The following is a 20,075-nucleotide window of genomic DNA, read 5'->3' as shown; positions in this document are numbered from 1 at the left end:
GCCCTCTTGGCTTTGTGAAGGAGCTTTCTCTCATGACCGTCGGTTTCCTTGTCAACCCTGATCTCACCCGCCGCAAGCTGGAATTCGAGCTGGAGCACGCCAACCAGTTCTTGGGCGGCACCGCCGAGGACCGCGTCTCCGTAGTATTCCAAGAAGACGGCACCACCTATGCGGCGCTCTACAACCCCGAAGCCAAGGCTGAAGGCGCCGAGCCCAACCCAGTAGCCTCCCTGGCGCGCAACGCCGCCGCCACCGGCAATGCCGCTTTCTTGCAAGACCCCATCCGCTCCATTTGTGGTCCGGTCATCTTCGTTGATGCCGAGGGCGAAGATAAAACCATTGACGCCGTCATCGAGTCCGTGGAGCAGGGCATTCGCGCCGTCAAGAACTACCGCGAAGATAACCCAGAGGAGTACACGCTCTGGCGCGCGGCCGTTATCAATTCCACCAAGAGCCTTTAAACCTAGCCCCTCACAGGTAGGGTTCAAGCGCTTTTCGCGCGCTCGTAATACGGTGTTCACATTCTTATGGTGTCCTAGGGAGCCGTACTGCTTTTTCTAAGACTCCAAAAGGTGAAAACTGTATGCTTCGATCATCGCGCTTCGTCGCCTCCTTCGTTACCGCCCTTGCCGTGGGCGGTGCCGCCACCATCGTGCCCGCCACCCCGGCGCTGGCCGCTGATTCGCCCATCTACCGCACCATCCTGCAGCCGGGCGAGGATGAATCCCAGGTAATGGTTACGTGGCGCACCAAGTCCAAAGCCGACGAAGTCCTCGAGGTTACCGGCCCGGAAGGCACCAAGACTTTCCGCGCCGAGGAACGCGATTACGGCGCCCTGCTTTATAAATCCCAGTTCGCCACCGCCACCGATCTGCAGCCGGATACCGAGTACTCCTATCGCGTCGGTTCCGAGGAAAGCGGCTGGTCCGAACCAGAAACCTTCAACACCGGCTCCAACGGTGATGAGTGGTCTTTCCTCACCGTTGCGGACCCACAAATCGGCGTGGACCTCAAGGTAGATGACCAAGCGGAGCAATGGCGCAAAACCATCGCTCACGCGGCTTCCCATGTGCCCAATGCCAGCATGATCTGGTCCCTAGGTGATCAGGTAGAGGGCTGGGGCGCCCAGGTGCCGCAGTACGATGCGTACTTCTCCGCCCCGGAAATCCGCCACATCCCGACTAATACCGTTCCGGGCAACCACGAAACTTATAACCTCACCATGAAACATCATGATGAGCATTTCTCCAACCCGCACCAGGCGGACGATATCCGCGACCACTACTTCGAGCGCAATAACGTGCTCTTCATCGGCCTAGACTCCAATGCTTCCTCCGACGCCGATATCGCCCGTCACGAGCAGTTCCTACGCGAGGCTATCGAATCCCGCGGCGCGGATAATGACTGGATCGTCGTCGGTATGCACCACGGCCCGTACTCCCAGGGCTCGCATCACTTTGATAAGGACGTCACCAACCTGCGCGAGAAGCTCACCCCGGTGCTTTCTGAGCTCAACGTCGATGCCGTGCTCTCCGGCCACGACCACATCTACACCCGCAGCCACCTGATGAAAAACAACAAGCCAGTTCTGCCAGAAAAGAAGCCGCAGCGCGGCGATGTCCTCGAACCCAAGGATGGTGAGGCCTTGTATCTGACCACCACCACCGCGGGTGGCGGCAAGTACTACGACTTCACTGACGTTAATAATCAGAAGCACAAGGGCGCACGCATGGAGACCATCGATCCGAAGCTCGCCCATGAGTCCACCGCCATGTGGCGCCAGGACTACACCGAGGACTACATGCGCGTGGATGTCTCCGATGACAAGCTCACCTTCGCTACCTTCAACGAAGCCGATAACACCCTGGTAGACAAGGTTTCGCTGAAGAAGAAGGACCGTGGCGCTGCGCCTGCCGACGCCTCTACCGACCCCGACACCCCAGAGGTGCCACAGGATCCGGAAGGCGGCAGCTCCCTGAGCTCCAGCGATGCTTTGAGTGGACTCAGCTCCAAGAAGTAGCTCGCGTCGCCGGCGTTATTAGCGCTCGGTGTGGCGCAGCCACGCCAGCACGGCCTTGACCCGTCGGTTAGAATCCTCGGGCAGGAACCCGAGCTTCGTAAAAACATTGGAGACATGCTTGCTTACCGCGCCAGCGCTAAGAACGAGCGTGTCTTCAATTTCTTTATTGCTCAACCCCTGCGCCATCAGTCCCAGCACCTCCCGTTCGCGGGCGGTGAGTTGGGCGAGGCCAGTGCGCTTTGCAGACAGCAGTGCCGTAACCACCTCTGGGTCCACCACGGTGCCGCCGCGGGCGACCTCGTCGAGCGTGCGCACGAATTCCTCTACATCAGAGACGCGCTCTTTGAGCAGATAGCCAAATCCCCCGTGCTCCAAGAGGCGGTCGAGGTAGCTTGCCGCTACGTATTGGCTTAGCACCACCACTGGTTGGGTAGGGTTTAGCGCTCGCAGGTCATGGACGGCTCGCAGGCCGTCGTCAGTCATGGTGGGCGGCATGCGCACATCGCTGATAATGAGGTCGAAGGCTTCTCGCCCAGCGATTGCGCGCAGTTCTTCGGCATCCGTGGCGGCTGTAACTCTATGGCCCAAAGAGCTGAGTAGCTGCTCGAGCCCGGCGCGCAGCAGCGCGGAATCTTCCGCGAGTAATAGTTTCATTCCGCCTCCTTCAGCGGCAGCTCGACTAGTAGTCGGCCGCCGCGTTCGCCCGCGGCAGTCTCGTGTGCCGCGGCAAGTTTTAGCGTGCCGCCCAGTGCGGCGGCGCGCTCGCGTAGCCCGGCTATGCCGGTACCGGCTCCCGACGTGGCGACTGTCGCCGCGTCCGTGGTGGACGCCTTGGCCGTGGGGCTGAGGTCGGGGCCGGTGCCATTATCAACGATGTCCAGGCGCAGCATGTCCCCGAAAGTAACCGTTACCTTCGCCTCGGTGGCCGCGCCGTGCTTGGAGGCATTGGTAAGTGCCTCGGCCACCGCATGATAGGCCAGCAGGGCAGTGGTCTCGTCCACGGAGCGTTCCGGCCCGTCCACGTGCAGTTCAGTCTCCAGCCCGGAGTGGGCGAGTAGCTCGTCGAGGGCGGGGATAAGCCCGGCGTCGAAAAGCACCTGCGGGGCAATGCCGCGCACCGTTGCGCGCAGGGAAGCCAGGGCCAAAGAAGTATTATGTTCCGCATCGGCCAAAGCAGGCAGCGCCTCGGACGGGGCCTGCAACTTCGCCGCCGCCAAGTTGAGCTTGAGCGCGGTCAGGTACTGCTGCGGTCCATCGTGCAGCTCGCGCTCGATGCGGCGGCGCTCGCCGGAGAAGGCATCGATAAGCGTGGCGCGCGAGGCCGCCAACTCCTCGGCCGAGGGGCTCAACGCCAGCCGAGTCAACGAGGTCGACGCCAAGACCAACAGGCGGTTGAGCCCCACCAATAAAGCCACCAGCAACGGCGCGGTGAGCCAGCAGGTAAAGAAAATGAGCGGCCGGTTGGTGGTAGACCACTCGCCAAAGGAGAATTCGGTCTTTGGCACGAATGGCGCAATGACCAGCACACCCGCCGTAAAACCCAAGGCAGTCCACGCGGCAAAGCAGGCAGCTGAAAGCAATAGCTGCATAATAAGGTGATAAAACTGCTGCCAATCAAACCACCGGCCCGCACGCCGGGAAGGGATCTCCACGCCCATCCACCGTGCACCCAACCGGCCGACAAATTCCGCGGCGCGTCCCACCAGCGGAACCCACGGCAGCATCAGCACCGAAACCACCAACGCCGGGATAAATAGCGCGCCAAGGACAAGGCTCCACGCGCAGGCTTTGAGGGTTCGCATAACCCAAGAGCCTAGCCGCCTTACCCGGCGTGGAGCAGTAGAGCTAGCTCTACCATTTTCTGGGCAGCCCGCCCCATGTCTTTCTTCTGCGCGGCCGAGTGGAATCAAAGGCATGTTAAAAGCAGAAAATCTCACCAAGCGCTACGGCCGCCGCACTGTGCTCAAGCGGGTCACTGTTTCCATCGCCCCGGGCGAATTCGTCGCCATCATGGGGCCTTCCGGTAGCGGTAAAACCACGCTCCTAAACCTGCTATCCGGGCTGGATAAACCCACTTCCGGACAAGTCAACGCGCCGGGGCGCAGGCAGCGTGCCTTTGTATTCCAGGACTATAACCTCTTGGAATCCCTCAATGCGCAGCGCAATGCCACCTTGACCGCGCGATTTTCCGGCCGGCGCCCGTCACGCAGCCGGGTGGCGGAGGTCTTTGATTCGCTCGGCCTTGCTGGTCTGGAGCGCCGCCTGCCCGCACAGCTTTCCGGTGGTCAGCAACAACGCGTGGCTGTAGCCCGGGCCCTGCTGGCTCAAGCGCCCTATATCTTCGCCGACGAACCCACAGGCGCGCTTGACGACGCCACCGCATCCACCGTCCTTTCCCACCTGCGCACCGCCGCCCGCGATGGCGCCAGCGTGATTATGGTGACCCACTCGCACCTCGCCGCTGAAGCGGCCGACCGCGTTATTTCCCTTGAGGAGGTAGCCCATGCTGGTGTGGCTTAAGGACTTACAGTCCAATTGGTTATCGTGGCTGGCCGTGGCGCTGACGTTGGTGGTCTCTTCCACCTCGTGCACCCTGGCGCTAGCCATGCTGGTCGCCTCCTCCGGGGCCGAAGAAAACCCCGCCGGCCCGGTGGGCGGCACAGTACTCGGCATGGCCCTGTGCGTGGTGGTGTTGGTGACGCTATCGCAGATGCGCCTTATCATCGCCGAGCGCGAGCCGGTCTACCGTTCCTGGCGCATGGTGGGGATGCCCGGGTGGATGATTATTGCCTTCATTCTGGGCCAGGTCGCCGTAATCAGCGCGGCCGCAGGGCTCCTTGGCGTACTGCCGGCCCGCCCGCTGCTTGCACCGTGCGTGCGCGCGCTGCGCAGCGATGGCATCCCCATGCCCGACATTGTCATTACCGGCCAGGTCACGGTCATTGCGGTCATAGTCTGCATGTCCGCGGCCCTGGTTGGCGCGCTGCCTCCACTGCGCCGAGTCTTCCGGCCGCGCACCACCGCACACCCGGCCTGGACCGTGGTGAAATTTGTACTTGCGGCCGCGGCCCTCGGCGGCACGGTCTACGGGTGCCTGCACATTGCCGATCCCGGCGATCTTCTCTCGGCCGAGATGGGCTTGGTCATCCTCGTCGCCCTCTTTTGGCCCTGGCTTATGCCCGCTATCGACCAATGGAGCCGCGCGGCCGGCATCGCTGGGGCCAATGTGCGCGTGCGCCGGCGTTTTTCCACCCCGCACATCGTGCCGTGGGTGCTGGTCGGTGGGTTTATCGTCGCCGTAGGCTCTGGCCTGCGCTTTGAAAGCTCCGCAGGCGCCGGCGGCACCCTATCGTCCTGGCAGGTCTTCGTCGCCCTTTTAGGGCCTGTCTTTGCCCCCAGCCTCGTGAGTGCCGTGCTCACCTCGCTGCTCATGCATGGGCGCATCGCCTCCGATATCCGCGGCCTCACCCTCGCCGGCGCCGCTCCTCTAGCCTGGATCCGCGTGCAGGTGGGGGAGGCGGCCTGCCTCACCCTGACCGCGGCCGGCGTGGTCTGTGCACTGTGCTTGGCGACGCTCCTCCCACTCCATCACCTGCTCACCCCGCAGGTTCCTTTCGGCCGGACGGTGGTGGAGCAGCTGTGGTGGCCGGCCTTCGCCGTGATTTTTGGTGCGATGTTTATCGCACTGGGCGTCGTCAAGCTGGCGCTTGCCGGCTTTGTACGCGCGGGGAATCGGGAGCGCTGAAAGGATCGCTGAGGGCTTAAGAATGTGGGCCGGGTCATTGTTGAGGGTTAGCAGTCGCGAGGGTAGAGTGCTAATCAGGTTGTTTGACCCACAGTTGTTCACCCGCGACGACGGCTGTGCTGGACATCCACAACCGGCACGCGCGTGCCATACCGGCGCGCATACGAACACTACGGAGGAAACATCATGGCAAACATTAAGCCTCTCGAGGACCGCGTCCTCGTACAGATCGTAGAAGCTGAAACCACCACCGCTTCCGGCCTGGTTATCCCGGATTCCGCTAAGGAAAAGCCGCAGGAAGCTACCGTCGTTGCAGTAGGCCCAGGCCGCACCAACGACAAGGGTGAGGTCACCCCGGTAGGCGTCAACGAGGGCGATACCGTGGTCTTTTCCAAGTACGGCGGCACCGAGCTGAAGTACAACGGTGAGGAGTACCTGCTGCTGTCCTCCCGTGACCTGCTCGCCGTCATCGAGAAGTAGGCCTCACTATGGCAAAGCTTATTGCATTCGACCAAGAAGCCCGCGAGGGAATTCAGCGCGGCGTCGATACGCTGGCTGATGCCGTCAAGGTCACTCTCGGCCCGCGCGGCCGCAACGTCGTGCTGTCCAAGGCTTTTGGCGGCCCCACCGTCACCAATGATGGCGTGACCATCGCCCGCGATATCGACATCGAGGAACCATTCGAGAACCTCGGCGCCCAGCTGGTTAAGTCCGTTGCAGTCAAGACCAACGACATCGCAGGTGACGGCACCACTACCGCCACCTTGCTGGCCCAGGCACTCATCTTCGAAGGCCTGCGCAACGTCGCAGCTGGCGCTAACCCAATCGAGCTTAACCGCGGCATCGCGGCGGCGGCCGAAAAGGCCGTGGAGGAGCTCAAGGCCCGCGCCACCGCAGTCAATTCCTCGTCCGAGATTGCCCAGGTAGCCACCGTCTCTTCCCGCGACCCGGAGGTCGGCGAGATGGTTGCCGGTGCTATGGACAAGGTGGGCAAGGACGGTGTTGTCACCGTCGAAGAATCCCAGACCATCGACTCCGCCGTCGATGTCACCGAGGGAATTTCCTTTGACAAGGGCTACCTTTCCCCGTACTTCGCTACGGAGGAAGAGACCTACCACGCCGTGCTGGACGACGCCGCTGTGCTCCTCGTCCGCAATAAAATCTCCTCCCTGCCGGACTTCCTGCCGCTGCTGGAGAAGATCGCCGAGACCAACCGCCCAACCCTCATCATCGCAGAGGACGTTGAGGGTGAGCCGCTGCAGGCGCTCGTCGTCAACTCCATCCGCAAGGTGCTCAAGGTCGCAGCCGTGAAGGCTCCGTACTTTGGCGAGCGCCGCAAGGGCTTCATGGATGACTTGGCCGTCGTTACCGGCGCCACCGTCATCGACCCAGAGGTGGGCGTTAACCTCAACGAGGCTGACCTCGACGTTTTGGGCTCCGCTCGCCGCGTGACCATCACCAAGGAAGACACTGTCATCGTCGATGGTGGCGGCACCGCTGAAGCGGTAGAGGAGCGCCGCGAGCAGATCCGCCGCGAAATCGAGCGCACCGACTCCACCTGGGATAAGGAAAAGCTGGAGGAGCGTCTGGCAAAGCTTTCTGGTGGCGTGGCCGTCATCCGCGTCGGCGCCGCTACCGAGACCGAGGTCAACGAGCGCAAGCTGCGCGTCGAAGACGCCATCAACGCGGCCCGCGCGGCCGTGGAAGAAGGAGTCATCGCCGGCGGTGGCTCTGTGCTGGTCCAGATCTCTAAGGAGCTGGAGTCCTTCGCTGAGGGCTTTGAGGGCGAAGCAAAGGTCGGCGTCCTCGCCGTCGCCCGCGCCCTGACCCGCCCGGCATACTGGATTGCTGAAAACGCTGGTCTCGACGGTGCTGTTGTCGTTTCCCGCGTTGCTGAGATGACCAACGGTGAAGGCTTTAACGCCAATACCCTTGAGTACGGCAACCTCATCGATAACGGCATCATCGACCCCGTCAAGGTCACCCACTCGGCCGTGGTCAACGCCACCTCCGTGGCCCGCATGGTTCTTACCACCGAGGCCTCCGTGGTGGAAAAGCCACAGGAAGAGCAGCCAGCTGACACCGGTCACGGCCACCAGCACTAAACTGGGCTACCAACATCGCCCGCCCCGCTTTGCGCGCGGCGGGTTTTGTTGTGCCTAGACTAGGGCCGTGGAATACATCAAGGTCACCGGTGATACCGACCCCGTTCGCAAGGCCTTCGCCAAGGCCAATGGCATCAAACCCGCACTCTTATTCCGCGAGTTTCGAGGGTGCCTGCCTCAAGCGCAACGGCGCGGGTGTGGTCTACGTGGAGCCGGGCGTGATGAGCAGGTAGACTCCGGCCATACCGTCATCCGTATCGACCACAACCTGGCTGTGCTCGCGCACGCGGACTACGCCATCGATTTGGGCCTCGGAGCCGGTTTGGCCGGCGGCCAGGCGGTCTTTAGCGGCACGCCAGCAGACTTAGCCGAACAGCGTGACTCGGTGACGGGGCGTTTTTGCCGACGCCCTCGTCTCCCCCTAACTTTCCTGCCTTAAGCGTTGACCGGCGCGGCGGCGCGGCGACGCTGGCGAAGCTCTACCACGCGTTCGGATTCGCTCATTCCGCCCCAGACACCGTAGGGTTCGGCGGATTGCAAGGCATGCTCGCGGCACAAATCAATGACCGGGCAAGAATTGCAGATGGCTTTGGCGCGATTCTCGCGCTGGGCGCGGGCGCGGCCGCGCTCGCCATCCGGGTGATAAAATACGTCCGAGTTTTCTCCGCGGCAGGCGCCTTGTAGCTGCCAATCCCACAGGTCAGCGGTGGGACCGGGAAGCAAATGAGGCTGAGACACGTTACTAAGCTCCTTTGTAAGGGCGAGAATTCTTGTGTGGCTTCCGCAGTGTCGCGAAAAGCAACCTCACGTAGTGTTTCGCGCGTGGGTAAACGGTGGGTTACCGATTTTTGACTTTTAAGTATTGTCCTCGCGATTCCTCCACCGACACCACGGTTTACCAGCGCAAACGCCGAAGGTTAACGGTTTGTGAATTTTCTGCCGCTCAGCTTGCATAGCTAATGGGGCTGCGCGTTGCCTTTGCATAAACTTCCCGTGTGCCAATATGGTTAGTTACCGGTCGAAAACATCTCAGAGGGTGCATACGTGAGTGATAGGGAACAGGAGCTAGCGGATCTCGTTCCGCATGCCGTCGACGGCAGCCGTCGAGCGCTGCAAAAAGTCCTGCAGATCATTCACCCGCAGGTGCTGCGCTACTGCCGCGCCCGTATTGGCGGCGGCCGCCAACCCACCGCGGAAGATGTAGCCCAAGAGATTTGCCTAGCAGTGGCTACCTCGATTGGTTCCTATGAGGACAAGGGCCGCCCTTTTATGGCCTATGTTTACGGCATCGCATTTAATAAGGTCACCGATGCTCACCGCGCGATGGGCCGCGATAAGTCCACGCCTACCGAAGAAATTCCGGAAGACTCCGCGCGTGAAGCCACTCCTGAAGAGTGGGCGCTAGAGGCCGACGGTAGTAACAGAATGCGCGCCTTGCTCGATACATTAAGTGATAAGGCGAAAAACATCGTTATTCTGCGCGTGTTCAACGGTTTGTCAGCAGAAGAGACTGCGGAAATTGTGGGTTCCACTCCAGGCGCGGTCCGTGTGGCACAACACCGAGCACTAGCTCAATTGCGAAAGACCCTCCAAGTCGCGCAGGAAACTGCACACTAAGGGGCTTGTGGCCCAATCTCACAGCAGGTATTTCATAACAGAAAGGAAGGGGGAGAGACACCATCATGGCTTCTAAGCACCACGGCGATAACGACGACCTAGCGGACCAGCTCCAGCCCTTGGTCGATGATGATGCATTCCTCACTGAGCTTTCGAAAGGCAACGACCCTTCCGACCGTCAGGATGACCTGGCGGGGTTGCTGCTGGAGTTAAAGGGGGACGTCGACAAGCACATGCCTCCGGCCCCGCTGGTAGAAGGCGCTGAGGCGGAGCCTCAGGTTATTGATCTTGGTAAGGTGCGCAAGCGTCGCCGCGGCGGGCCTTTCGTGCATGGTCTCATTGGCGCGGCCGCTGCAACCCTAGTCATTGCTGGAGCCGGTGGCGCAATGCTGCATGCCGGAACTTTTGATAAAGGGGATAAGACCCGCAATGTAGAGCTGGCCGGAACGCTGGAAGAGATGGAATCTCGCGCGGCCGAAGGCGATATTGAAGGTGCTCGGGAACTGATGAGGGATGCCCGAGCCAAGCTGGACGCGGCCGAAGGCAAGGAAGAAAAGGCCATCGCCGCCAACAGTGAGGCGGAACACAAGCGCTCTGCGCACCCGAAGCCCGCCCCGCACACCGTGACGGAGACCGCCACCGAAACCGTGGCGGAAGAAGCTTCCCAACCGGAACAGCAGCCGGAACAGGTTACCGTGACCGAAACTCAGTACGCCACCGAAACCGTGGTAGTCACGGAGCCGGCGCAGCAGAACCCACAGCCCAACCCGAACGTTGAGGATGAGCCGACAACCACCATCGATATGGGCCAGCAGCTGTAGAAGCTAGCGGCCCTCTAGGCCATCCAAGTATCCCAAGGCATAGTCCCAGGGAACATAGCGGGAGGGATCCGGCTCGGCGCCCGGCTCATGTACTGGCGCTAGCTCCCCTTCGAGCGTGGCGCGCATATTTGCGGCCATGATATCCCACTCGTAGAAGTGGTTTTCCTGGCAATCCTCGCACAGGAAGAAGATGCCATCGATGCCGCGCGGGCCGAGGATGGACGCGAATTTCTGCACCAGCGCGAGGTCGTGGATGATGGCGATTCGGTCGTCGTCGGTAAGCGGCATGACCTGCTCGTCCTCCTCCAGGAAGGAGGCGGGGTCATTCGGGTCATCGGCGAAAGGATCGCGGGGCATATTGGCGAAGAAGTTCACGCCTGCGAGCCTATTGAACTTACCCTCCCGAGGCAATTTACCCCTGCCCAAATGGTGTCGTCGGCCGGCAAAGCACTACAGTTGTGGTAGCCGCTAAACCTGTTAAGGAGAGACCTCGATGAGCGAGAACCGTATTCATACTGGTGGAGATGACCCGAACAAGGTAGCCCTGCGCGGCCTGACCTTTGACGATGTGCTTCTGTTGCCCGCCGAATCCAATATCGTGCCCTCCGAGGTCGATACCGGCGCGCAGTTTACCCGCAATATTCGCCTCGGCGTCCCGCTTGCCTCGGCCGCCATGGATACCGTGACTGAGGCCCGCATGGCCATTGCCATGGCGCGCCAGGGCGGCATCGGCGTGCTGCACCGCAACCTGTCTACCGAGGACCAGGCCGAGCAGGTAGAAATAGTCAAGCGCTCCGAGTCCGGCATGGTCACCGACCCCATCACTGCCCGCCCGGATATGACCATTGGGGAGGTAGACGCGCTGTGCGCCCGCTTCCGTATCTCCGGCCTGCCGGTGGTAGATGAGGACGGCACTTTAGTCGGTATTTGCACCAACCGCGATATGCGCTTCGAGCCTGACTTTGATCGCAAGGTCAGCGAGGTTATGACGGCCATGCCGCTCGTCGTAGCGCGCGAGGGCGTATCCAAGGAGGAAGCCCTCGAGCTGTTGTCGGCCAATAAGGTGGAAAAGCTGCCCATCGTCGATGCGGATAATAAGCTCACCGGCCTGATTACCGTCAAGGACTTTGTAAAGTCCGAGCAGTACCCTAACGCGTCGAAGGACTCGGCCGGCCGCCTGTTGGTTGCGGCCGGCATCGGTACCGGCGAGGAGTCCTACCAGCGCGCCGCCGCGCTTGTCGACGCCGGCGTGGACGCCCTCGTCGTCGATTCCGCCCATGCCCACAACAACCGCGTGTTGGAAATGGTTTCCCGCGTCCAAAAGGACTTTGGCTCCAAGGTCGATGTCATCGGCGGTAACCTTGCCACCCGTGAGGCCGCCCAGGCAATGATTGATGCCGGCGCGGATGCCATCAAGGTCGGCATTGGCCCGGGCTCCATTTGCACCACCCGCGTCGTCGCTGGCGTGGGAGCGCCGCAGATTACGGCCCTGATGGAAGCCGCCGCGGTAGCTGGCCCGGCCGGTGTACCGGTGATCGGCGATGGCGGCATGCAGTACTCCGGCGACGTCGCCAAGGCCCTAGCGGCCGGCGCCGATACCGTCATGCTGGGTTCCATGTTTGCCGGCACCACCGAGGCACCCGGTGACATCGTGGTCTACCAGGGCAAACAGTACAAGCGCTACCGCGGCATGGGCTCCATGGGCGCCATGCAGGGCCGTGGACTTTCCGGCGAAAAGCGCTCCTATTCCAAGGATCGCTACTTCCAGGCCGATGTCCGCAGCGAAGACAAGCTGGTTCCGGAAGGCGTCGAGGGTCGAGTGCCTTTCCGCGGCGATATCGATGCCATTGTGCACCAGATCGTCGGCGGTTTGCGCGCATCAATGGGCTATACCGGCTCCGCCACCCTGGCTGAGCTAAAGACCAAGCGCTTCGTTCAAATCACCGCCGCGGGCCTGAAGGAATCTCACCCGCACCACCTGCAGCAAATCGCAGAAGCACCAAACTACCGCTAGGAATATCATGCGTGAATACGCCGAAATTGGCATCGGCCGCGAGGCCCGCCGCACCTTTGATCTAGAGCAACTATCCATCGTGCCGCAACGCCGTACCCGCTCCTCCAAGGACGTGGATACCACCTGGCACATCGATGCCTATACCTTCGACATCCCTTTCGTGTCCCACCCCACCGATGCGCTCGCCACGCCCGAGTTCATCATCGAGATGGGCAAGCAAGGTGGCCTGGGCGTCATTAATGCTGAGGGTTTGTGGGGCCGCCACGAGGACCTCGAGGGCGCTCTAGCTCGCATTTACTCGCAGCCGGGCGATAACTCCATCATTCAGGAGCTACACGCTGCCCCGCTTGACGACGCCCTCCTTACCGAACGCATCTCCCAAGTCCGTGACTCCGGTGTCACCGTTGCTGTGCGCGTTTCTCCGCAAAATGCTCGTGAGATGGCCCCGAAGGTCATCGCGGCCGGCGCTGAGTTGCTGTTTATTCAGGGCACCCTGGTCTCGGCCGAACACGTGGCTACCGGGGGCGAGCCGCTGAACCTCAAGGAGTTCATCGGATCGCTGGATGTGCCGGTCATCGCGGGCGGAGTTACCGACTACACCACCGCGCTGCACCTGATGCGCACTGGCGCGGCCGGCGTTATCGTAGGCGCTGGTGTGACGACCAACGCCGAGACCGTTGGTATCGACTCGGCCATGGCCACTGCGATTGCCGACGCCGCCGCAGCCCGCCGCGATTACCTCGACGAGACTGGCGGCCGCTACGTGCACATCATCGCCGATACCGAGTTTGAAAACTCCGGCAATATTGCCAAGGCTTTTGCTTGTGGCGCCGACAGTGTCGCTCTCGGCCCACTGCTTGCTCAGGCCCGCGAGGCCGGAGGTAAAGGCTGGTACTGGCCCGCCACGGCCGGTCACCCGCGTTTCCCCCGCGGCTTCGTTCAGTTCTCCGGAGCTGATGCCGACTTGGATGTTGATTTCCTCACCGCCGGTACCCCGGCCGAAGCTGCAGAAGAGTCTGCCTCTCCTTCGCTTGAAACGGTGTTGCACGGTCCCTCCAGCGAGCCCTTCGGCCGCACCAACTTGGTCGGCGCGCTACGCCGCTCCATGGCAAAGTGCGGCTACACCGACCTGAAGTCCTTCCAGAAGGTTGAGCTCGCCGTCCGCCACTAATCGGCAATCTCGAACGCGGCTGTGCTTTCTTGGCGCAGCCGCGTTTTGTCTTCAAGCTTTCTTTTCCTCTGGAGAGGTAGAGCGTGGCGGAGAAGGAGGGTGGTCAGGAAACCAACTGCCAACCGCCTTCCCTCCTCCATGTGGTCTCGCGCGACATCGGCCGCCATTGTCCTGCATCGTGGACAGGGCACACGCGTGCTCCCGCAGGATTGAGTTCTACAACCTTCTTTTCCTCTTTCGCGCGCAGCACTACCGAATTATGCGCTACTTCTGGGTATCCCATGCGCTCTGCCTGCTGAGTGCCGCATAAGGGAGCCCACTCGTCCCACTTGCTTCCAAAGACTTCTGCGGCTGGGAGTGTTACCCGTTGTGGACCTTGTTCATCCAGCGCAGACGTCACCTCGGCCGTAGTTGGGGTAGCGTCACAACCGCATAACAATAGCCCGGTGGTGAGCACAATAGCCAAGCGCTTCATAAGCTATCAGTTTAGTGGGTTAGACTATGGGGCGTGACTAAGCCAAACACTACCCCGCGCCCCGTCCTCGTTGTGGACTTTGGCGCTCAGTACGCGCAGCTTATTGCCCGTCGCGTGCGCGAGGCCAAGATTTACTCCGAGGTTGTCCCTCACTCCGCGTCTGTGGAGGAAATCAAAGCTAAAGATCCCGCCGCGCTTATCCTGTCGGGTGGCCCGTCCTCCGTCTATGCTGACGGTGCCCCGGCCCTGAAGCCGGAGCTGCTTGAGCTCGGCATTCCTGTCTTCGGCATCTGCTATGGCTTCCAGGCCATGAACCACGCTCTTGGTGGCACTGTGTCGTCGACTGGCGAGCGTGAGTACGGCCGCACCGATATGAACGTTAAGGGCGGCGTACTGCACGCTGGCCTGGAGACTACCCATAAGGTATGGATGTCTCACGGCGATGCCGTATCTGCTGCTCCCGAAGGCTTTGAAGTTACGGCCACTTCGGCCGGTGCCCCGGTTGCAGCGATGGAGTGCCTGGAAAAGAAGATGGCCGGTGTGCAGTACCACCCTGAGGTGCAGCACTCGCCGCACGGCCAAGAGGTACTTACCCGCTTCCTGACCGAGATTGCCGGCCTAGAGCAGAACTGGACGGCCGATAATATCGCCGAGCAGCTCATCGCGGACGTTCGCGCTCAGGTGGGCGAGGACGGCCGCGCCATCTGTGGCCTCTCCGGCGGTGTGGACTCTGCTGTAGCGGCGGCACTGGTGCAGCGTGCCATCGGTGATCGCCTCACCTGTGTCTTCGTCGACCACGGCTTGCTCCGTGCCGGCGAGCGTGAGCAGGTGGAAAAGGACTTTGTCGCCTCCACCGGCGCGAAGCTGGTGACTGCGGATGAGCGCAGTGCCTTCTTGGAGAAGTTGGCCGGCGTTGACGACCCAGAAGCAAAGCGCAAGGCCATCGGCGCGGAGTTTATCCGTGCCTTTGAGCGTGCGGTTGCGGGCGTGCTTGACGACGCCCCTGCAGGCTCCACCGTCGACTACCTCGTCCAAGGCACGCTGTACCCGGACGTGGTCGAGTCTGGCGGCGGCGACGGCACGGCGAATATTAAGTCTCACCACAATGTTGGCGGTTTGCCAGATGACGTGGAGTTCGAGCTGGTTGAGCCGCTGCGTCTGCTGTTTAAAGACGAGGTACGCGCCGTCGGCCGCGAGCTGGGATTGCCGGAAGAAATCGTTAACCGCCAGCCATTCCCAGGCCCAGGTTTGGGTATCCGCATTATCGGTGAGGTAACCGAGGAACGCTTGGAGACGCTGCGTGAGGCGGACCTCATTGCCCGCACCGAGCTGACCAATGCCGGCTTGGATGACCAGATTTGGCAGTGCCCGGTCGTGCTGCTGGCCGACGTCCGTTCCGTTGGTGTGCAAGGTGATGGCCGCACCTATGGCCACCCGATCGTGCTACGCCCAGTGTCCTCGGAGGACGCCATGACTGCGGACTGGACCCGCTTGCCATACGAGGTACTGGAGAAAATTTCTACCCGCATCACCAATGAGGTGAAGGACGTCAACCGCGTGGTCTTGGACTGCACTTCCAAGCCACCGGGAACCATCGAGTGGGAGTAAAACGGCATGCGTAGAAGGCGCTCAGGCTATCTCTGAGCGCCTTTTCGCGCGTTTGAGGAGCGTGTTTACTCGCGCGGGGTAAACGGTGGACGCCACACAATGCGCCCGCCCACCCGCTCGAGGCGGCCGCGCCGGGGCGGAGCGTTGGGGTCATCATCGTTGACGCCGTTATGGTAGGCGCAGCACATGACCAGGTTTTTCATATTCGTCTCCCCACCGTTACTCCACGCCTTGAGGTGGTGGACCTGGGAGAGATCGGCCGGTTGGTTGCAGCCCGGCCAGGCGCAGCGTGGGTTTTCTGCAGCGGCCATGATGCGCTGTTTGTCATTGGCCACGCGCGCCGTGCGGTAGAGGTTGACCGGCCCTTCTTCGGGGTGCACGAGCGTGACGTAGCCGGTTTCTCTATCGCCAGAAAAGCCGACGTCGTTGAGTACGCGCCGCAGATATTCGGTGCCGGTAATGGTGGCGCCATTGGTCAGGTCGAGCTCGATATCGTCGCCGTGGCCGTCGCGGATGCGAATGAATTTGTCTAATGGCACGATGGCATTGGTTATCACCTCTGCCCGCGCGGCCGCTGCCTGGTCAAAGAAAATTTTTTCTACCGCCTCGAGCGATTGCTTCCCGGTCGCGGCCAGCGCGGCGTTGAGATCCGCGATGAAACTAGAGGTTCCGGTGATGGCAAGCGTCCAGTAGTCATTGGGGCGTCGGTAAGTGCGCACACCTGGAGTAACGGTGTTGTCTTTCATCTCGCCCAGGCGCCGGCGGGCGTGCTTGAGAATATGGCTCATCGCGCCGGTCATTGCGCAGCACTCCGCGCGTAGCTCCCAGGCCTGTTTCTTGCTCGGGGCGCGGTTAACAATGCGCTCTAGGGCGGTGAGTGTGGCGATAGAATGGGTGTTGCGACGGGCGTCGGCAATAGCACGGCGCTGTAGCCGGGTAAATTTGGTGCGGCCAAAGTAGCTCTCACACAAAAGAAGCAGATCGGCCGCGATGGCATCGGGCGCGCCGTGGTCCATAAGCTCGGACCCGGACATGCCCTGGCACCCGGCGATGATGTCCATGCCGGGGCCTAAGGCAGTGAGGTAGGTCTCGAGTGCGTTCATGCCTGCAACGCTACGACGCGCACCTACACCGGCGCACGGCCGGCGCAACCGCTGCGGCCAGTTGTGTGGATAACCCGGCCTACATACCCGAGGCGGGGCGGAAAAGCTGTGGATAACCCCGAAAAGTGTCGTATAGATTAGGCAAACGCGAGCCGTCGCGTGCCATCCACGTGGGGGAAGACGAGAAAGCTCAGGCCAAAAACCACCAGCCATACCAGGCCGGCGCCCCACGCGGGTAGGGCCACGATGGGGGCGAGCATCACCATAAGCCACAGAATCATCAGCGGCACGAGCTGTGCGATGCTAGGAACCAGAGTGACATTGCGCTTGGTGGCATAATCGCGCATCGCGTGGCGGTAGGGGTGGGCAAAGACGAGAACGAAAGCCGCCACGAGGCACACGAGCGCCCCGATTAGTGCAGCAAAAATATGTGCGCGGCTGGCCAAAAGCGCCACGGCCGCACCGATGAGGATGGACGAACCCAAACGCACCCATGGCGGAGTGGGAATGGGGGTGGTGTGCTCGCGCATGGCACCGTAGGCAGCGTTGAAGTTCATGCCGCTAAGGCTACCATTCGAACATACACTTGCATGTGTCCGGGTGAGGGTTCATACTATTCGGGTGAATCAAACGAGCGTTCGCCTAGAAAAAGCGGTGGCCGGACTAAGTGGGTCGGACCGTGTGGCGATGCTGCGTACTCGCATGCGCGCTATGGAGCGTGGCCCGGAAGAGGAGCTGGTAGATACGCTTCCTGGCCTGGCACGTCTGCTTCCTGCGGGCGGCTTGGCGCGCCGGCACGTGGTGCACTGTACTAACTGTCCAGCGCTTGTGGTGGAGCTTATCTGTCACCTCACGGCCCGCGGTGGGCATGTGGGTGTAGTGGGGTGGCCAGATCTTCTACTCGCACAAGTGGCCGAGGAAGGTGTTATCGAACGTGTGGTAACCGTCCCAGATCCGGGCGTGGATTCCTGGATGGTGACAGGGGTATTGGCGGAAGGACTGGACCTAGTCATCCATCATGGGCCGCCCGGTGAGGTGAGCCCAACCAAGGCCCGGCCGGTGCTGGCGAAGGTGCGCGGCGGGCGCGCGGCGGTGCTGACGGTGGGCACGCGCTTGCCCGGCACGGCGGTGGAGATAGGGGCGCAGGTGAGTGCCTATCGGGGCGTCGGCAAGGGCAGTGGGCGCATTCGCGGCGTGGACATGGACGTTGAGGTGACCTCGAAGCAGGCTAGCGTGCATGGGGTGCTCACGGTGGGCCAGCGGCGCCGGTTGGAGGCCGTATGAGGGTAGCGGCCGTGTGGTTTCCGGATTGGCCCATCCAGGCCGTCGGCGGGCAGGGTCCTATGGTCATTGCGCGCAATCACACGGTGGCGGTATGCGATAGGGCGGCGCGCCGGGCGGACGTGCGGCGGGGGATGCGCCTGCGTCAGGCCCAAGCGCTGTGCCCCGAGGTGACGGTGGTGGAGGCTAACCCGGACCGGGATGGTGCGGCGTTTGCGGAGGTTGCGGCCGGTTTGGATGCGGTGGCTTCCTCGGTGGAGGTGCTGCGCCCTGGTTTGGCCATTGTGGATGCGGGCGCAGCGCTGCGCTACCACGGGGAGAAAGCATTAGAGATGCTTGTCGACGCCTCTTCGTACGCCGGCTTCGATTCCACCCTCGGCGTCGCCGATGAGATTGCTACGGCCGTTATCGCGGCCCGGCACCGTGGCATGGGCGCGGTGGTGCCAGAGGGCGGCTCGCGAGAGTTTTTGGCCACCCAGCCCATAGGAGTGCTCGCCGCCGATGAGGCCTTGGGCTTTGATGCGGGGTTTGTTGCGCAGCTCGATAAGTTGGGCGTGCGCCGCCTGGGCGACTTAGCTGCACTGCCGTTTAAGCAGGTAGCTACCCGTTTCGGTGAGTCCGGGCGTCGCGCGCACGAACTGGCCCAGGCTCGTGCGGATAGGCGGGTGGCCCCAGAACTGGCACGCCCAGACCTGGCCGTGGAAATGGAAGAGCGCATCGAGCGCGTGGACGCGGCGGCCTTCGCGGCCCGTCAGCTAGCGTCCCGGCTGCATGCCCGCTTGGAAGAGGCCGGCAAGGTCTGCCTGCGGCTGCGCGTGGTGGCGGAGTTTGGCACCGGCGAGGAGTTGGCGCGGGTGTGGCGCACACAGGAAGCGCTGACGGAGCAGGCCACCGCGGACCGCGTGCGCTGGCAGCTCGATGGCTGGCTCTCGCGTGCCACTGGTGGGGGCGCGGCTATCCGCCGCCTCGCACTGGAGCCGGTGGAGGTGGCCACCCCGTCCGCCACCGGGCTCTGGGGCGGAGAGGGATCTCAGGAGCAGGTCAAACGTGTGATCGCTCGCGTGCAATCGCAGCTGGGGGTTGACCGCGTGCTGCAGCCGCGGGCGGTGGGCGGCCGTGGGGTGGCCGAGCGCATCGAGTACGTGCCCTATGGCGAGCAGCGCGACGCACCGCCACAAGGCGAGTGGCCTGGCCGTATTCCGGCACCCCTGCCTGCGCGGCTGGGCGGTGGGCCTAATCATCCGGCCGCGCGCATCCGGCTTATCGACGCCGCTCGTCGCGAAGTATTCGTCACCGCCGAGGCTCTCCTTTCGGGGGCGCCGGTGGCATTGAGCTGGGGCGCTCATCGCTTCCGCGTGCTGGGCTGGGCCGGTCCCTGGCCGGTGGATACGCAGTGGTGGACTAGTAACCCGCAGCACGTAGCGCGCCTGCAGGTGGTGGGCCAAGCCGACCACGAAGAGCACCAGCGGGCCTGGCTTTTGGTATGGTCCGGCGGGCGCTGGCGGGTGGAGGCGACCTATTAATCGCGAATATCGACTACGAGGCGGGTGGGGTTATCGAGCACCTGCACGGAATAGGGCTTGCGCGAGGTCATGCCGATGACGAATTGGCAGCGGCCCTCGTAGGTACCGCCATTGACCACCTGGGTGACGACTCCCTCTACGGGGGCATCCACCACGCCGATGTGGGGATCGTCCTTCCCCGCCTCGAAGGGGTAGACCACGCCGTCGATATTGACATTGAGTGCGGTCTCGCCGGAGTGGTCAATAGTCTTGCCAGAACCCTGCTGCGTGGGCGTGTCGGCATAGTCTACGAACCAGCCGGGAGAGCCGCTGCCGTCGAGTTCAAAGACAACGCGTTCAAAACCCTCGTGCTGGCCGATGCGCACGTTAGTCACCGTGAGCTCGGAGGGGGCCTGCGGCCGGAGGGTTTTCATTTCCATATTGGCCTGGCCTAGTGGATTGAGCCGGGAGTTATCCGCAGATGCAGCTATGGTGGTGCGGTCCGTCTCTTGGGCGACGCAGCCGCTGAGAAAAGCGGCGACGAGGAGTGTTGCGGCGAGACGGACTTTTAGCATGCCCCCTAGGTTATAGTTTCGGCCGTGAACTGTATAGC

21 protein-coding genes and 1 pseudogene are annotated in these 20,075 nt (G+C 62.3%); 14 read left to right on the top strand and 8 right to left on the bottom strand.

Annotated features, from left to right (window positions below; genetic code table 11):
- Window positions 1-32: 32 nt before the first annotated feature.
- Both QP904_RS03625 and QP904_RS03620 read left to right on the top strand, forming a co-directional pair.
- On the top strand, window positions 33-461 hold the full coding sequence (locus tag QP904_RS03625) for a hypothetical protein (protein ID WP_239208230.1): 429 nt from the start codon (window positions 33-35) through the stop codon (window positions 459-461).
- Window positions 462-583: 122 nt separating this feature from the next.
- The gene (locus QP904_RS03620) at window positions 584-2,020 is read left to right on the top strand and encodes a purple acid phosphatase family protein (RefSeq protein ID WP_284835558.1); all 1,437 of its coding nucleotides are present in this window, start codon (window positions 584-586) and stop codon (window positions 2,018-2,020) included.
- 18 nt (window positions 2,021-2,038) lie between these two features.
- Here QP904_RS03620 and QP904_RS03615 read toward each other — a convergent pair whose 3' ends face one another.
- The gene (locus QP904_RS03615; RefSeq protein WP_200288249.1) at window positions 2,039-2,674 is read right to left on the bottom strand and encodes a response regulator transcription factor; all 636 of its coding nucleotides are present in this window, start codon (window positions 2,672-2,674) and stop codon (window positions 2,039-2,041) included.
- Window positions 2,671-3,822, bottom strand: a complete 1,152-nt coding sequence (locus QP904_RS03610; RefSeq protein ID WP_284835557.1) for a sensor histidine kinase — start codon at window positions 3,820-3,822, stop codon at window positions 2,671-2,673. The genes QP904_RS03615 and QP904_RS03610 overlap by 4 nt, the downstream gene beginning before the upstream one ends.
- 112 nt (window positions 3,823-3,934) lie before the next feature.
- Between QP904_RS03610 and QP904_RS03605 the strand changes: the two genes are divergently transcribed.
- From QP904_RS03605 to QP904_RS11785, 5 genes and pseudogenes are all read left to right on the top strand, one after another.
- Window positions 3,935-4,540 carry an ABC transporter ATP-binding protein gene (locus QP904_RS03605; RefSeq protein WP_023020623.1) on the top strand — a complete coding sequence of 202 codons (606 nt, stop codon included), beginning with the start codon at window positions 3,935-3,937 and terminating at the stop codon, window positions 4,538-4,540.
- Window positions 4,524-5,765, top strand: a complete 1,242-nt coding sequence (locus tag QP904_RS03600) for an FtsX-like permease family protein (RefSeq protein WP_200288247.1) — start codon at window positions 4,524-4,526, stop codon at window positions 5,763-5,765. The genes QP904_RS03605 and QP904_RS03600 overlap by 17 nt, the downstream gene beginning before the upstream one ends.
- 186 nt (window positions 5,766-5,951) lie before the next feature.
- On the top strand, window positions 5,952-6,245 hold the full coding sequence (groES, locus tag QP904_RS03595) for a co-chaperone GroES (RefSeq protein ID WP_005322702.1): 294 nt from the start codon (window positions 5,952-5,954) through the stop codon (window positions 6,243-6,245).
- 8 nt (window positions 6,246-6,253) lie between these two features.
- Window positions 6,254-7,870: a chaperonin GroEL gene (gene groL / locus QP904_RS03590; protein WP_200288246.1), complete on the top strand. Its 1,617-nt coding sequence runs from the start codon at window positions 6,254-6,256 to the stop codon at window positions 7,868-7,870.
- A gap of 85 nt (window positions 7,871-7,955) precedes the next feature.
- Window positions 7,956-8,309, top strand: a pseudogene (locus tag QP904_RS11785) (hypothetical protein); the annotation flags it as partial.
- Here QP904_RS11785 and QP904_RS03580 read toward each other — a convergent pair.
- Window positions 8,306-8,608, bottom strand: a complete 303-nt coding sequence (locus QP904_RS03580) for a WhiB family transcriptional regulator (protein WP_023020627.1) — start codon at window positions 8,606-8,608, stop codon at window positions 8,306-8,308. The pseudogene QP904_RS11785 and the gene QP904_RS03580 sit on opposite strands and share 4 nt — an antisense overlap.
- A 306-nt stretch (window positions 8,609-8,914) precedes the next feature.
- On the opposite strand from QP904_RS03580, the gene QP904_RS03575 reads away from it, so the two are divergent.
- Both QP904_RS03575 and QP904_RS03570 read left to right on the top strand, forming a co-directional pair.
- Entirely contained in the window at window positions 8,915-9,487 is a 573-nt protein-coding gene (locus tag QP904_RS03575) for a sigma-70 family RNA polymerase sigma factor (RefSeq protein WP_049359746.1), read from the top strand.
- A 65-nt stretch (window positions 9,488-9,552) separates the two neighbouring features.
- Window positions 9,553-10,308 (top strand): hypothetical protein, encoded by a 756-nt coding sequence (locus tag QP904_RS03570; RefSeq protein ID WP_200288245.1) that lies wholly within the window; start codon window positions 9,553-9,555, stop codon window positions 10,306-10,308.
- A 3-nt stretch (window positions 10,309-10,311) separates the two neighbouring features.
- Here QP904_RS03570 and QP904_RS03565 read toward each other — a convergent pair whose 3' ends face one another.
- On the bottom strand, window positions 10,312-10,683 hold the full coding sequence (locus tag QP904_RS03565; protein ID WP_005326826.1) for a DUF5319 domain-containing protein: 372 nt from the start codon (window positions 10,681-10,683) through the stop codon (window positions 10,312-10,314).
- Between the two features lie 118 nt (window positions 10,684-10,801).
- Here QP904_RS03565 and guaB point away from each other — a divergent pair, with 118 nt between their 5' ends.
- The gene (guaB, locus tag QP904_RS03560) at window positions 10,802-12,322 is read left to right on the top strand and encodes an IMP dehydrogenase (RefSeq protein ID WP_200288244.1); all 1,521 of its coding nucleotides are present in this window, start codon (window positions 10,802-10,804) and stop codon (window positions 12,320-12,322) included.
- A 7-nt stretch (window positions 12,323-12,329) separates the two neighbouring features.
- Window positions 12,330-13,493 (top strand): GuaB3 family IMP dehydrogenase-related protein, encoded by a 1,164-nt coding sequence (locus QP904_RS03555; protein WP_259824964.1) that lies wholly within the window; start codon window positions 12,330-12,332, stop codon window positions 13,491-13,493.
- Between the two features lie 103 nt (window positions 13,494-13,596).
- Here the strand turns inward: QP904_RS03555 and QP904_RS03550 are convergent, their stop codons facing one another.
- On the bottom strand, window positions 13,597-13,968 hold the full coding sequence (locus tag QP904_RS03550) for a hypothetical protein (RefSeq protein WP_023020632.1): 372 nt from the start codon (window positions 13,966-13,968) through the stop codon (window positions 13,597-13,599).
- Window positions 13,969-14,001: 33 nt separating this feature from the next.
- Here QP904_RS03550 and guaA point away from each other — a divergent pair, with 33 nt between their 5' ends.
- Window positions 14,002-15,576: a glutamine-hydrolyzing GMP synthase gene (gene guaA / locus QP904_RS03545; protein ID WP_023020633.1), complete on the top strand. Its 1,575-nt coding sequence runs from the start codon at window positions 14,002-14,004 to the stop codon at window positions 15,574-15,576.
- Between the two features lie 65 nt (window positions 15,577-15,641).
- Here the strand turns inward: guaA and QP904_RS03540 are convergent, their stop codons facing one another.
- Both QP904_RS03540 and QP904_RS03535 read right to left on the bottom strand, forming a co-directional pair.
- Complete coding sequence (locus QP904_RS03540; protein WP_248099801.1) at window positions 15,642-16,679, bottom strand: HNH endonuclease signature motif containing protein; 1,038 nt, start codon at window positions 16,677-16,679, stop codon at window positions 15,642-15,644.
- A 137-nt stretch (window positions 16,680-16,816) separates the two neighbouring features.
- Window positions 16,817-17,236: a hypothetical protein gene (locus tag QP904_RS03535; RefSeq protein WP_239205811.1), complete on the bottom strand. Its 420-nt coding sequence runs from the start codon at window positions 17,234-17,236 to the stop codon at window positions 16,817-16,819.
- A 64-nt stretch (window positions 17,237-17,300) separates the two neighbouring features.
- Between QP904_RS03535 and imuA' the strand changes: the two genes are divergently transcribed.
- The gene (imuA', locus tag QP904_RS03530) at window positions 17,301-17,963 is read left to right on the top strand and encodes a DnaE2-dependent mutagenesis accessory factor ImuA' (protein ID WP_524811223.1); all 663 of its coding nucleotides are present in this window, start codon (window positions 17,301-17,303) and stop codon (window positions 17,961-17,963) included.
- Complete coding sequence (locus QP904_RS03525; protein ID WP_284835556.1) at window positions 17,960-19,483, top strand: DNA polymerase Y family protein; 1,524 nt, start codon at window positions 17,960-17,962, stop codon at window positions 19,481-19,483. Before imuA' ends, QP904_RS03525 begins: the two co-directional genes overlap by 4 nt.
- On the opposite strand, the gene QP904_RS03520 is transcribed toward QP904_RS03525, so the two are convergent.
- Window positions 19,480-20,037, bottom strand: a complete 558-nt coding sequence (locus QP904_RS03520) for an AMIN-like domain-containing (lipo)protein (protein ID WP_284835555.1) — start codon at window positions 20,035-20,037, stop codon at window positions 19,480-19,482. The genes QP904_RS03525 and QP904_RS03520 overlap by 4 nt on opposite strands.
- Between the last annotated feature and the right edge of the window lie 38 nt (window positions 20,038-20,075).

Origin of the sequence: Corynebacterium nasorum (genome assembly GCF_030229765.1) — a bacterium.
Lineage (GTDB): Bacteria > Actinomycetota > Actinomycetes > Mycobacteriales > Mycobacteriaceae > Corynebacterium > Corynebacterium kefirresidentii.
Note: the sequence above shows the minus strand (reverse complement) of the source record. Positions and strands in the feature narration are given on the sequence as shown.

Excerpts from the sequence above, each read along its gene's own strand:
- QP904_RS03520 (WP_284835555.1), bottom strand. The coding sequence starts at position 20,037 with ATGCTAAAAGTCCGTCTCGCCGCAACACTCCTCGTCGCCGCTTTTCTC.
- QP904_RS03625 (WP_239208230.1), top strand. The coding sequence starts at position 33 with ATGACCGTCGGTTTCCTTGTCAACCCTGATCTCACCCGCCGCAAGCTG.
- QP904_RS03600 (WP_200288247.1), top strand. The coding sequence starts at position 4,524 with ATGCTGGTGTGGCTTAAGGACTTACAGTCCAATTGGTTATCGTGGCTG.
- QP904_RS03535 (WP_239205811.1), bottom strand. The coding sequence starts at position 17,236 with ATGAACTTCAACGCTGCCTACGGTGCCATGCGCGAGCACACCACCCCC.
- QP904_RS03610 (WP_284835557.1), bottom strand. The coding sequence starts at position 3,822 with ATGCGAACCCTCAAAGCCTGCGCGTGGAGCCTTGTCCTTGGCGCGCTA.
- guaB (WP_200288244.1), top strand. The coding sequence starts at position 10,802 with ATGAGCGAGAACCGTATTCATACTGGTGGAGATGACCCGAACAAGGTA.
- QP904_RS03525 (WP_284835556.1), top strand. The coding sequence starts at position 17,960 with ATGAGGGTAGCGGCCGTGTGGTTTCCGGATTGGCCCATCCAGGCCGTC.
- QP904_RS03570 (WP_200288245.1), top strand. The coding sequence starts at position 9,553 with ATGGCTTCTAAGCACCACGGCGATAACGACGACCTAGCGGACCAGCTC.
- QP904_RS03605 (WP_023020623.1), top strand. The coding sequence starts at position 3,935 with ATGTTAAAAGCAGAAAATCTCACCAAGCGCTACGGCCGCCGCACTGTG.
- QP904_RS03620 (WP_284835558.1), top strand. The coding sequence starts at position 584 with ATGCTTCGATCATCGCGCTTCGTCGCCTCCTTCGTTACCGCCCTTGCC.
- QP904_RS03615 (WP_200288249.1), bottom strand. The coding sequence starts at position 2,674 with ATGAAACTATTACTCGCGGAAGATTCCGCGCTGCTGCGCGCCGGGCTC.
- groL (WP_200288246.1), top strand. The coding sequence starts at position 6,254 with ATGGCAAAGCTTATTGCATTCGACCAAGAAGCCCGCGAGGGAATTCAG.
- QP904_RS03555 (WP_259824964.1), top strand. The coding sequence starts at position 12,330 with ATGCGTGAATACGCCGAAATTGGCATCGGCCGCGAGGCCCGCCGCACC.
- QP904_RS03550 (WP_023020632.1), bottom strand. The coding sequence starts at position 13,968 with ATGAAGCGCTTGGCTATTGTGCTCACCACCGGGCTATTGTTATGCGGT.
- QP904_RS03540 (WP_248099801.1), bottom strand. The coding sequence starts at position 16,679 with ATGAACGCACTCGAGACCTACCTCACTGCCTTAGGCCCCGGCATGGAC.
- groES (WP_005322702.1), top strand. The coding sequence starts at position 5,952 with ATGGCAAACATTAAGCCTCTCGAGGACCGCGTCCTCGTACAGATCGTA.